At 69.7% G+C, this 11,338-nt stretch carries 13 protein-coding genes; 6 read left to right on the forward strand and 7 right to left on the reverse strand.

All coding sequences use genetic code 11. The annotated features are described in order from the left end of the window. Positions 1-47: 47 nt before the first annotated feature. The gene (locus E1202_RS11185; protein WP_132682735.1) at positions 48-2,111 is read right to left on the reverse strand and encodes a sensor domain-containing protein; all 2,064 of its coding nucleotides are present in this window, start codon (positions 2,109-2,111) and stop codon (positions 48-50) included. Between the two features lie 232 nt (positions 2,112-2,343). After that, positions 2,344-3,135 (reverse strand): enoyl-CoA hydratase/isomerase family protein, encoded by a 792-nt coding sequence (locus E1202_RS11190; protein ID WP_132682737.1) that lies wholly within the window; start codon positions 3,133-3,135, stop codon positions 2,344-2,346. A gap of 190 nt (positions 3,136-3,325) precedes the next feature. Between E1202_RS11190 and E1202_RS31395 the strand changes: the two genes are divergently transcribed. After that, positions 3,326-3,490: a hypothetical protein gene (locus E1202_RS31395; RefSeq protein ID WP_165943822.1), complete on the forward strand. Its 165-nt coding sequence runs from the start codon at positions 3,326-3,328 to the stop codon at positions 3,488-3,490. Between the two features lie 56 nt (positions 3,491-3,546). Here the strand turns inward: E1202_RS31395 and E1202_RS11195 are convergent, their stop codons facing one another. Together E1202_RS11195 and E1202_RS11200 are read right to left on the reverse strand one after the other, a co-directional pair. Then, positions 3,547-4,227 (reverse strand): ABC transporter ATP-binding protein, encoded by a 681-nt coding sequence (locus tag E1202_RS11195; RefSeq protein WP_132682738.1) that lies wholly within the window; start codon positions 4,225-4,227, stop codon positions 3,547-3,549. After that, on the reverse strand, positions 4,224-5,312 hold the full coding sequence (locus E1202_RS11200) for an ABC transporter permease (protein WP_132682740.1): 1,089 nt from the start codon (positions 5,310-5,312) through the stop codon (positions 4,224-4,226). Before E1202_RS11200 ends, E1202_RS11195 begins: the two co-directional genes overlap by 4 nt. Before the next feature lie 171 nt (positions 5,313-5,483). Between E1202_RS11200 and E1202_RS11205 the strand changes: the two genes are divergently transcribed. From E1202_RS11205 to E1202_RS32970, 4 genes are all read left to right on the forward strand, one after another. After that, positions 5,484-6,692 carry a sensor histidine kinase gene (locus E1202_RS11205; protein WP_132682741.1) on the forward strand — a complete coding sequence of 403 codons (1,209 nt, stop codon included), beginning with the start codon at positions 5,484-5,486 and terminating at the stop codon, positions 6,690-6,692. Continuing rightward, complete coding sequence (locus E1202_RS11210) at positions 6,689-7,324, forward strand: response regulator (RefSeq protein ID WP_132682743.1); 636 nt, start codon at positions 6,689-6,691, stop codon at positions 7,322-7,324. The genes E1202_RS11205 and E1202_RS11210 overlap by 4 nt, the downstream gene beginning before the upstream one ends. Before the next feature lie 233 nt (positions 7,325-7,557). Beyond that, entirely contained in the window at positions 7,558-8,256 is a 699-nt protein-coding gene (locus tag E1202_RS11215; RefSeq protein WP_132682745.1) for a sunset domain-containing protein, read from the forward strand. Between the two features lie 168 nt (positions 8,257-8,424). Continuing rightward, entirely contained in the window at positions 8,425-8,655 is a 231-nt protein-coding gene (locus tag E1202_RS32970; protein ID WP_408006211.1) for a hypothetical protein, read from the forward strand. A gap of 149 nt (positions 8,656-8,804) precedes the next feature. On the opposite strand, the gene E1202_RS32125 is transcribed toward E1202_RS32970, so the two are convergent. Next, positions 8,805-9,026 carry an NUDIX hydrolase gene (locus E1202_RS32125; RefSeq protein ID WP_235878048.1) on the reverse strand — a complete coding sequence of 74 codons (222 nt, stop codon included), beginning with the start codon at positions 9,024-9,026 and terminating at the stop codon, positions 8,805-8,807. A gap of 59 nt (positions 9,027-9,085) precedes the next feature. Beyond that, entirely contained in the window at positions 9,086-10,147 is a 1,062-nt protein-coding gene (locus tag E1202_RS11230; RefSeq protein WP_235878050.1) for a fatty acid desaturase family protein, read from the reverse strand. Positions 10,148-10,541: 394 nt separating this feature from the next. Here E1202_RS11230 and E1202_RS11235 point away from each other — a divergent pair, with 394 nt between their 5' ends. Further along, positions 10,542-10,721 (forward strand): hypothetical protein, encoded by a 180-nt coding sequence (locus E1202_RS11235; RefSeq protein WP_132682748.1) that lies wholly within the window; start codon positions 10,542-10,544, stop codon positions 10,719-10,721. Between the two features lie 98 nt (positions 10,722-10,819). Here E1202_RS11235 and E1202_RS11240 read toward each other — a convergent pair whose 3' ends face one another. Further along, on the reverse strand, positions 10,820-11,338 hold the full coding sequence (locus E1202_RS11240) for an Asp23/Gls24 family envelope stress response protein (protein WP_235878052.1): 519 nt from the start codon (positions 11,336-11,338) through the stop codon (positions 10,820-10,822).

Raw genomic sequence — 11,338 nt, forward strand, 5'->3', positions numbered from 1 at the left:
GGAACCTCAACTCCCGCAGACGATGCCGAACGAGGCTTCTCCCGAGCTCACCAGGTCATCGGGCCTGCTTCGATGAGCTGGGTCAGGTCGGGGACGGGGACGGCCTTGGAGAACAGCCAGCCCTGGTAGGCGTCGACCTCCAGGGACCGCAGGACCTCGAACTGCTCCGGGGTTTCGACGCCTTCGGCGACCGTGACGCAGTCCAGCGCTTGAGCGAGGTCGGTGACCGTGCTGACCAGCTTCCGGTCGACGCGGCTGGTGGTGATGTCCTGGACGAACGCCTTGTCGATCTTGATGGACTGCGCCGGGAAGTCCCGGATGCGGGTGAGCGAGGAGTACCCGGTGCCGAAGTCGTCGACGGAGAAGCGCACGCCGAGAGCCCGGAGGTCGTTCATGCTGTCGTGCATCCGGGAGGGCAGGTCGACGATCGCGGTCTCGACCAGCTCGATGACGATGCGGTCCCAGGCGATGCCGGTCTCGGCGACGTGCCGTTCGAGCAGGTCGTTGAAGGCCGGGTCGCCGGGCATGAGCTCGGCGACGTTCACCGCCACGCTCACGGGCTTGCCGCCCGGCGGCACCGGCCAGCTCGCCGCGTCGTGCAGCGCCCTTCCCAGCACCCACGCGTCGAGGTCGGCCAGCATCCCGGCCCGCTCGGCGACCGGCAGGATCGTGCCCGGCGACAACATCCCGCGCTCGGGGTGCTCCCAGCGCAGCAGCGACTCGCAGGTGCGGATCGCGCCGTCGGCCCCCACCACCGGTTGGTAGTGCAGCGTCAGCTCGTCGTTGTCGATCGCGTCGCGGAGCTCGGTCTCCAGCTCCAGCCGGCCGTCGATCGAGTCGATCAGCTTGCGGCCGGCGAACGCGATGCTGGCCATCCCGGCCTTCTTGGCCTCCTGCAAGGACGAGAACGCCCACCGGACGAGGTCATCGGCACTGGTGCCCCCGCACTCGGAACCCACGGCGGCACCGATCATGGCCGAGAGCTGGACGCGCTGGTCCCGCACCGGGATCGTCACGTGCGTCAGCTCGGCCACCGTCGCCACGATCTGGGAGATCCCGCCCTCCGCCGCGACGTCCGGGCACACGAGGGCGAACTCGTCGGCAGCCGTGCGGGCCACCGACCACCCCGTGGGCAGCTCGTCCTGCAAGCGCTGGGCCACGGCGATCAGGACCTCGTCGCCCGCCTCGTAGCCGAGCGCCTCGTTGATGCGGTTGAAGTTCCTGATGTCGCAGTACAGGACCGCGGCCCGGGCCACATCGGTACCGGCGACCAGCTGCGGGATCGCCGCCCGGTTCCACAGGCCGGTCAGCTCGTCGTGGTAGGCCCAATAGCGCAGCGATTCCGCTTCGCGTCTCCGGTCGGTGACGTCCTCGAAGACCACCATCCAGAACGGATCACCGCACGACTGCTGGGATTTCGCGATGTGGAGCTCGCAGTGGACGGTCTGGCCGTCCGGCCGGGACAACGCCCGCTCGTACACGGCCTGGTCGTCCGGCGGCGCCCCGTGCGCGAACGATGCGGAGATGTCGTCCAGTCCCGGTGTGTTCGGATCCAGCAGCGCCGTCGCGTGCATGCCCTGCAGCTCCTCCGGCGAGTAGTTCAGCAGCTCGCACAACGCCGTGTTCGAGTCGATGACGCGGCCGAACCGGTCGAAGAGGCCGATCGCGACCGGGGAGAGCTCGTAGAGATCGCGGAACTGCCGCAGCGAGGTCTCCACCTGCCGGTGGAGCGCGGTGTCGTCCCGGGTCAGCTTGGCGTAGCCGAGCAGGTCACCGTCCGGCGACCACAGCGCGGTGATCACCACGTTCGCCCAGAACCAGCTGCCGTCCTTGCGCACGCGCCAGTCCTCGTAGACGTGCGAGCCGTGCTCGCGCGCCTGTTCGAGCGATTTCTCGGGATGACCGTTGGCGATCTGCTCGGGGGTGTAGAACGCCTTCGTGCTGCTGCCGATCACCTCGGTCGCGGTGGCGCCCATGATCCGCTCCGCACCGTGGTTCCAGCTGGTGACGACTCCCGTCGCGTCGAGCGTGTAAACGGCGTAGTTGTCCAGCGACCGTCCGAATGGGCCGACGAATGCGCTCACGTCGGCGACGCCGTGAACCTCGGTCATGTCATGCATCTCCACTCGGCGAAGGGGGCGTCGGGTGTGCGCCCCTCTGGGTGCAGCTCGGTGGCGGGGTTGGCGCCTCCGGAGCGTTCGGTGGTGCGATGCCCTGCTGCGTCACCGCGTCACGGCACTGTGCCCCGGCTCTCAGATCGTCAGCGCTTCGCGGGCGGACGAGATCCCAGAACCGCGGGGGAGGGGACCGGGTGTTCGAGGCGCGCACTCGAACACCTGGTCCTCACCGCTCGGGTGCGGAGTTGAACCGCGGTGCCTCCTTGCCGAGGAAGGCCCGCACCCCCTCCGCCGCGTCGGGTGCGGCGAACGCCCGCTCGGACAGCGGCAACGTCGACAGGATCGCCTCCCGGTCACCGTCCCGGCCGTTGTGCACCGCCTGCTTGACCAGCGCGAGCGCCGTGGCGGGGAGCTCGGTCAGGCGCGAGGCCAGCTCGCGGGCGGTGGTGAGCGCGTCGCCGCGGGGGACGACGCGGTTGACCAGGCCCCAGGTCAGCGCCGTCTCGACCGGCAGCGGGTCGCCGAAGAACATCATCTCCACGGCGCGGGCCTCACCCACCCGGCGCGTGACGCGAACGGGCCCGCCGGAAGCCGGGATCACGCCGAGCTTGATCTCGGGCAGCGCGACCTCGGTGCCCGCCTCGGCGATGATCAGGTCGCAGCACACCGCCAGCTCCAGCCCGCCGCCGTAGGCGAGCCCGTTGAGCGCGGCGATCGTGGGCTTCGGGAACTCGTCGACGAGGCCGAACGTCTCGTTCTCGAACGACAGCTTCCGGTCCACCACGTCACCGTCTGCGATCAGCGACGGGAACTCCTTGATGTCCGACCCCGCGCAGAAGGCCCTGTCGCCCGCTCCGGTCAGCACCAGCACGCGCGTCGCCGGGTCGTCGGCGAGTCGGCGCAGCACGGCGTTGAGCTGCCGGGTGAGTGCGAGGGTGGTGACGTTCATCGGCGGATCGTTCAACGTCACCACGGCGACGTGGTCCTCGACGGTGCAGGTCACGAGGTCGGTGCTCATCGGAGCGGAATCCTTCCTGCCGGAGGTGGCGGAGCGGGCCCGCCCACTCTAGGAGCGCGAACGCCCCGGCTCGCACCATCGAGGCGCCCCGGAGCGGCGGGGCGTTGGTCGTCGCTGTTCCGGGGACAGGCATCCTGGTGTTCGAAAGAGCAGGCGCGGCAGTGGCGCCTGGATACCGCAGGAGGACCGTGTGAGCACCGGCGACGAGCGCCCGGAGATCGACCTCTCGCGCGACCCCAACCCCGGCGTCCCCGACCACGCCGCTCCCGAAGGCGCGGGACTCGACCCGCTCATCGACCTCTCCCGCGACCCGAACCCGGGCAAGGCGGACCACGCCAAGCCCGACGACGAGTGACCGTCCACTGAGGACGTGGTTCCGGGAGGCCCTGCGGTCTCCCGGAACCGCCCGCTTCAGAGGTGAGCGGGCTGCTGCAGCCGCCCGTCGTGCACCTCGGCGATCTGGTCCACCGCGGTGAGGTGAGTGCGGTCGTGGGTGACCAGCACCGTCGCCGTGGCCTGCCGGTGGGTGAGCTCGGTGATGAGGTCGATGACGGCCGCACCGCGATCGTGGTCGAGAGCGCTGGTCGGTTCGTCCACCAGCAGCACCGTCGGGTCGTGCATCAGCGCGCGGGCGATGTTGACGCGCTGGCGCTGACCACCGGAGAGCTGGTGCGGGCGCCTGCCGGACAGGTCCGCCATCCCCACGGCGTCGAGCAGTTCCATCGCCCGGCCCCGAGCCGCGCGCGGCTCGCGGCCGTCGATCTGGGCCATCACCTGCAGCTGCTCGGCGGCGGTCAGCGACGCCAGCAGGTTGGGCTGCTGGAAGACGATGCCGATCTTGGTGCGGCGCAGCTCGGCCAGCTCGCCGCGGGACAGGCCGGTGGTGGACGCCCCGTCGATGGCCACGGCACCCGAATCCGGGGTGATCAGCGTCGCCGCGACGGCCAGCAGGCTGGACTTGCCGGACCCGGACGGGCCGACCACGGCGGTGAGGCTTCCGGCCGGGACCTGGAGGCTGACGCGGTCGAGGGCCGTCAGCTCGGAATCCCCGTCGGGGTAGGTGAGGGTGATGTCGTTCAGTTCGAGGCTCATCGGGCGCTCCCCAGGGCGGTCAGCGGGTCGACGGACGTGATGCGGCGGATGGACAGGGCGGCTCCGAGCGCGCCGAGCGCGATCATCACCGCGGCAGGCACCAGCACGGTGGCGGGCGTGAGGGTGAACGGGACGGCCGATCCGGCGACCAGCGCACCGAGCCCCGCCGCGATTCCGGTGCCGATCAGGGTTCCGCCGGTAAGCAGCACGACGGCCTGTCCGAGCGCGTCCTTGAGCAGTGAGCCGGTCGAGGCGCCCAGCGCCTTGAGGACGGCGACGTCGCCGCTGCGCTGAATGGTCCACACGGTGAAGAACGCGCCGATGACCAGTGCCGAGATCGCGAAGAGGAACCCGCGCATGAGCTGCAGCGAGCCGTTCTCCGACGAGTAGGAACCGATCGCCGTCAGCGAGTCGGCCTTCGTCACCGTCGTGGTGCCCGCGGCCTCGTCGAGCGAGGCGAGGTCGGTGCCGGGTGCGGCGGTCAAGGCGATCGCGGTGGCGGTCGGGCCGTCGCCGCGGTCGGTGGGCGGCGCGGTCTTCTGCCAGGTGTTCAGGCTGGTCCAGATCACCGGGGTGTGGCTGAACGAGTCGTCACCGCTGACCGAGGCGGCCACCAGCTCCTGGCCGGCGAGGGTGAACTTCTGGCCCGCGACCACGCCGAGCTCTTCGGCAGCGGTGGCCGACAGCACCGCCGCGCCGTCGCCGATCTTGCTGCTCTCGGGGGCGAGCGCCGAGCCGGGTTCGACCCCGAACGCCGACACACCGGTGCTCTTGACCCCGGCGGTGGCCTTGGTGGTGGTGATGCCCAACGGCTCGGCGCTGGTCACCCCGGGCGCCTCGGCCAGCCGTCGCCACTGCTGCTCGGTGACGGTGGAGTTGGCGTAGGACAGGTCCTCGCCGCTGCTGGGCTGGTTGAACGCGATCCGCTCCGCCGGCAGCGACGTGATCGCGGAGATGTTCTGCTGCCCCAGTCCGGCGGTCAAACCGGACAGCAGGCCGACGAGCAGGGTAATCAGGATGATGACGACGCCCATGAGGGCGAACCGCCCTTTGGCGAACTTCAGGTCTCTCCAGGCGACGAACACGGTTTCCGCCTGTCCTTTCGTTGGGTCTGCGAGGTACACGTCGACTCTCGCCGTCGACCCCGTGCGCGGGCATCTGGCGCAGGGCAGCACTCGCCGCATCGAAGGTCGCCACGCCGCTTGTCACTTTCGACAGAGGCCGGGCGTTCTGCCGCGCCCTAGACTTGACGGACTGTGACCACGATCGTTCCGGCCCGCGCTCCCGCTCTCCGGGCACTGACCTTGTGCCTGCACCTGCTGGTGCTCGGCCTGCTCGCCCTGGCCGTCGGCCGGGCGATCGCCGGCGATCGCCCGCACACCGGCCTCGTGGTCGCCGCCGCGGTCGCCTTCGGGCTGGTCTACGCCGCCGGGCCGGTGGTGCCCCGGGTGCGCCGGTCGCGGAAGGCCGCGGCGCTGTGGCTGGTGCTGGTGGGAGCCGCTTGGCTGGCGCTGCTGGCCCTGTCCGCCGACGGCGTGTGGCTGGCGTTCCCGCTGTACTTCCTGCAGCTCCACCTGCTGCCGCGCCGCGCCGGACTGGTCGTCGTGGTGGTCACGGCGGTGGCGGCCATCCTGGGGTACGGCGCGCACCAGGGCGAGTTCGGGGCGGCGATGGCCATCGGCCCCGCACTCGGCGCGGCGGTCGCGGTCGCCGTCGTGCGGGGCTACCAGACGCTGTACCGGGAGAGCGAGCAGCGCAGACGCCTCATCCAGGAGCTCACCGAGACCCGCGCCGATCTCGCCGCGGCCCAGCACACCGCCGGGATGCTGGCCGAGCGCGAACGCCTGGCCCGCGAGATCCACGACACCGTCGCCCAGGGGCTGTCCAGCATCCAGCTGCTGCTGCGCGCCGCCGGACGCGCGCTTCCCACCGCGCCCGACAACGCCGCCCGCTACGTCGACCAGGCGCGGCAGGCCGCGGCCGACGACCTCGCGGAGGTCCGCCGCTTCGTCGCCGCGCTCACCCCGCCGACGCTGGAAGGCGCCACGCTGGCGGGAGCGCTGGAACGGCTGTGCGCCACCACCAGCACCCGGCACCACATCGCCGCGCGGTTCCACCTGGCCGGCGATCCCGTGCCGTTGCCGCCCTCGCACGAGGTCGCGCTGCTGCGCATCGTCCAGTCGGCCCTGGCGAACAGCGTCCACCACGGCAAGGCCGGCTCCGCCGAGGTGACCTTGAGCTACCTCGGTGAGGAGATCGCCGTCGACGTCGTCGACGACGGGCACGGCTTCGACCCGGACCAGCTGCCCGCACCCGACCCCGAATCCGGCGGGTTCGGGCTGGCCGCCATGCGCGCACGGGTGCGCGCCCTGGGCGGCACCTTCACCGTCGAATCCACCCCCGGCCACGGCACCGCCCTGGCTGCGCACCTGCCCTTCGACACCGTTGCCGAGGCCCGTCCGTGACCGACGCCGAGATCCGCCTGCTCCTGGCCGACGACCACCCCGTCGTGCGCGCGGGACTGCGCGCCGTGCTCGAAACCGAGGACGGCATGACGGTCGTGGCCGAAGCCGCCACGGCCGAAGAAGCCGTCAGGATCGCCGCTGACGGCGGCATCGACGTGGTCCTGATGGACCTGCAGTTCCGCGACGGGATGAACGGCGCCGAAGCGACCGCCGCCATCACGGCCACACCCGGCGCGCCCCACGTCCTGATCGTCACCACCTACGACACCGACGCCGACACCCTGCCCGCCATCGAGGCGGGCGCCACCGGTTACCTCCTCAAGGACGCCCCGCCCGACGAGCTCGCAGCTGCGGTGCGCACCGCAGCGTCCGGGCGCACCACCCTCGCCCCGGCGGTCGCGGACCGGCTGATGAACCGGCTCCGCGTGCCCGGAACGACGCTGACCAAGCGCGAAACCGAGGTCCTCACCCTGGTCGCCGACGGCCTGTCCAACCAAGCGATCGGGCGTCGCCTCTACCTCACCGAGGGGACCATCAAATCCCACCTGGCCCGCATCTACACCAAGCTCGGCGTCGACTCCCGCACCGCCGCGATCGCCTCCGCGGCGCAACTCGGGCTGATCCGCCGCTGACGCGAAGGGTTTTCCGACGTCGTTGCGGCCTGAAGCGATGACCGTCACACGGCCGTGTGAATTGCGCACCGTACGAGCACGGACGGGTGATCTCCGGTGGCTGTGCGCGACAGGGGTGGTTAGAACGTTCGGCAGCCGATCATTTCACTCTTCAGGAGACCTAGGAGTGTTTCGTGCCGAAGTCAAGACACCGGGCGCCCACCGCCTGTTTGCGCCAATGGATCGTCTGGGGAGTGGCAGCGCTGCTGGTCACCGCCGCATTCGCCTTCGCCTCACCGCTCGGCGGCGGAACTCTGCCCGTCGTGTGGACCTTCCTGCTCGTCCTGCTGTGCTTCGCGACGGGTTCGCTGGCCAACGCGATGTTCCTGTCCCGGCCGCTGCGGCAGGGCGGGCACATGGTCTTCCCCGCGATCCGAGAGCCCGAGGCGATCGAACAGGCCCCGGCCGAGCCGATGAAACCCTTGCCCGTCTCAGCCGGCCCCCGCACCAAGCGGTCCGAGGACGACGCTCCCGCTTTCACGTCCTTCAGCGAGACCGACGGCACCCTTGAGGTCACGGTGCTGATCTCCGGCAACGACGGATCGGACCAGGCGGGCGGGGAACTCGCCGGTGCCGGCCTCGCCGACCTCAGCGAGGAGTACGTCGTCGAAGGCATCCCGGTCCAGAAGACCGGCGAGGACATCCCTGATCCGGGAACCCCTGCGGAAGAACCGGTTTCGGGTCCCTACCCGGGCGCGGTGAAGGCGAAGCCGAACGGCCAGTCCCCGCGCAGCGGCTACCGGATCAAGGGCAACACCCGGTCCAAGCGCTACCACACGATGCAGTCGCCCTACTACGAGCGCACCAAGGCCAGCGTTTGGTTCCGCTCCGCAGCCGACGCAGAACGAGCCGGCTTCTCGGCCTGGAACGCGAGGACCAAGAACTCCCTCTGAAACCCGACAGATCCTCAACGTGGCTGGGTGGGCGGAGCTCTTGGCCCGTCGGCTCGAAGCGCACGGACTCGTCCGCCGCCAGGCCTACGCCGAGGTGCCGCCACGCGTGGAGTACGAGCTCACCCCGCTGGGTGCGACGCTGATCGACCCGATCCACGTTCTGACCAAGTGGGCAACGGCGACGCGGTCCTCGACGCGCTCGACGTCAGTTTCGGGAAGATCGCTGACATCGGCGGAAGCGGCGGCGAGCCCGTGGGTGCGAGCTTGGCCAGCGCCTGTTCGAGGTCGTTCGCGGCCGGCCTCGGCCTCAGTGCTGGATCAGACCGCCGACCGGGGAGCGACGTGGCCCGTTGCTGGAAGGTCCTGTGCGAGAGCGAGGCCGATGTCGACCAGCGATGACCGGCACAGGTGGGTGGACGGCGGGAATCGGCGTCCAGACCGACTCGGCGATCTCACCGTTCGGCTCGGGCCGGAGTTCGCCGCCGGTGATGCGGACCCGGTAGAAGACGTCGACGTTCTGGTGCGGGATCGGCCCGGGCGAGCGGTGTTCAACCACGGGAATGCCCCTCGAGTCCACACCCAACAAAGCGCTCGACCACCGCGTCGCAGCCGGTCTCCTCGGCAACCTCTCGGATCACCGCGTCGAACGGATCCTCACCGTGCTCGACCCTTCCGCCCGGAAGCGTCCAGCTGGTCTGGCCATTCGGTGACGCGCAGCGGGCGAGCAACACCCGTGGGTGCTCGATGCACACTGCCAGCCGGAAACTCATCCCCGCACCGTGTTCGAACGCACACCATCCGCGAATCATTCATGATCCACGGGACACGCCTAGCACTGCTGCGAAACCGACGGGTGCCGCAGTGGCGCGCCGGCGGCGTGCAGGTGCCGCAGCACCAGGGCGTAGGAGCGGAACAGGCCGCACTGGCTGTACGACACTCCGCGGCTGGTGCAGAATTCGTTCACCAGCTGTTGGGCGTGGCGCAGGTTCGGCCGCGGCATGCTGGGGAAGAGGTGATGTTCGATCTGGTAGTTCAGGCCACCGAGCAGGAAGTCCACGAACCGGCCACCGCGAACGTTGCGCGAGGTGAGGACCTGCTTGCGCAGGTAGTCCAGCTTCTGTCCCGCCGACAGCATGGGCATGCCCTTGTGGTTGGGCGCGAACGCGCAACCCATGTACACGCCCCACAGCCCCTGGTGCACCGCGATGAACACCACCGCCTTGACAGGTGAGAGCACCAGGAACACCACAGCCAGGTAGACCACCACATGAGCGGCGAGCAGAACGGCTTCCACACGGTGCGCCTTCATCTCCCGCTTGAACACGGCCCGGATGCTGTGGACGTGCAGGAGGATCCCCTCCAACAGCAGGAGGGGGAAGAACAGGAAAGCCTGGTACTTGACCATCCACCGAAGGACGCCGCGTTTGGTGCGGGACTGGTCGGCGGAGAACGCCAGCGCCGGGATCTCGATGTCGGGGTCGGCGTCCTCGTGGTTCGGGTTGTTGTGGTGGAGCCGGTGTTTTCCGACCCACCAGCCGTAACTGATCCCCGTCATGCCCCCGTGGACGAGCCCCACCACGTCGTTGGCCCGCCGGGAGCGGAAGATCTGACGATGTCCGGCGTCATGTCCGACGAAGGCCAGCTGAGTGAACACTCCTGCCAGCAAGACCGCGGTGACCACCTGCCACCAGGAATCACCCAGCAAGACGAACATCACCGCCCCGACCACCAACATCACGCCGTTGACCGCCATCTTCGCCGCGTAGTAAGTGCGTCGGAGATCCAGCAGACCACTCTGCTTGACCAATCGAACGAGCTCGGAGAAGTCGCTGCCGCGCCCCGCGCTGCCACCCGCCGGGGGCACGTCGCCCGGTCCCCCGGCGGTTTGCAAGACGTTCCCCGAGCTACGCCGCTGGCTCCGCCGTGGCCCACCAGCAGCGGGCACTGCATCAGAATTCATGATCTCCCCCCACCACTCCCAAGACCCGTATTGCCGAAGCAACCTCAGTGGTGTGCTCAAAAGGCTAACGCTGGCCGGCGAGCTCCGCAGGCGCCTGCTCTTCCGAGGAACACGCCGGAACCACGTGCACACCGCCACCTCTGCCCACACCCACCACAGAAGTGTCACCGGTGACCGACGAGCGCGGCGCTCGATCGCCGCAGGCGTCGCCGTGCGTGGAGCAGGCTGCGGTGCCGGACTAGAATCGGGTCGGCAGACGCATCATCCGTCAGCAGGTATGGCATCCAGCCCTCAAGAGCGCACCTGCGATGAAGGGGAGTGCGGCATGAAGCACCCCGAGGAGTACGCGCAATCGGCCGAGCAATGCCTGCAGCAGGCCAAGGAGCACTCGACCGATGAGATCCGGCAGGCCCGCCTGACCGAGGCCGCGATATGGGCACAACTCGCTCAGGCCGCCGCAGCGGTCTACGCCACCAACCGCCGCGAAGGCGGTGAACGGGCTTGACCGGGCCGTCGTTCGCACGAACGTCCCGACGCGCCAGCCCGGTACGGCACGACGCTCTCCGCTCCGGTCTGGCGGGCTAGCCTCACCATTCCGGATGGCTACTCGACGCGCGTCGGTGCCGCCGATTGTTGATCCTCTTCGTCGGGCAGGTGAACGTCGTTGACCGCGATGTTGACCTCGACCACGTCCAGGCCGGTCATGCGCTGCACTGCGGTGATGACGTTGCTGCGGACCGCCTGCGCGAGATCCATCAGCGCAGTCCCGTGCTCCACCACGATCTCCAGGTCGATGGCCGACTGCGTTTCGCCGACTTCCACGACCACTCCGGAGGTTCGTGAGGCACTCGCACCTGGAATCCGTTCTCGAATCGCGCCGAACGCGCGCTCCATGCCACCGCCGACGGCGTAGACCCCGAAGACCTCCTCGGTGGTGATGCGTGCGATCTGCTGCACCACCGTCGGCGCGATCGTTGTTCGCCCCTTTTGGTCCTGTCCCGCTGGTGCGGATTCACGGCGATGGGCCGTCGCCCCGCCGGCAGCAGTGGTGGACCAACCGGACTCGTCGCTGTCGATTTCCGTGCTTCGCGTTTCCCCCGGCCGCTCGACCACCGCTACCAC

Source organism: Saccharopolyspora karakumensis, assembly GCF_004349225.1.
Classification (GTDB): Bacteria; Actinomycetota; Actinomycetes; order Mycobacteriales; family Pseudonocardiaceae; genus Saccharopolyspora; species Saccharopolyspora endophytica.

Excerpts from the sequence above, each read along its gene's own strand:
- E1202_RS11190 (WP_132682737.1), bottom strand. The coding sequence starts at position 3,135 with ATGAGCACCGACCTCGTGACCTGCACCGTCGAGGACCACGTCGCCGTG.
- E1202_RS11195 (WP_132682738.1), bottom strand. The coding sequence starts at position 4,227 with ATGAGCCTCGAACTGAACGACATCACCCTCACCTACCCCGACGGGGAT.
- E1202_RS11235 (WP_132682748.1), top strand. The coding sequence starts at position 10,542 with ATGAAGCACCCCGAGGAGTACGCGCAATCGGCCGAGCAATGCCTGCAG.
- E1202_RS32125 (WP_235878048.1), bottom strand. The coding sequence starts at position 9,026 with ATGAGTTTCCGGCTGGCAGTGTGCATCGAGCACCCACGGGTGTTGCTC.
- E1202_RS11185 (WP_132682735.1), bottom strand. The coding sequence starts at position 2,111 with ATGACCGAGGTTCACGGCGTCGCCGACGTGAGCGCATTCGTCGGCCCA.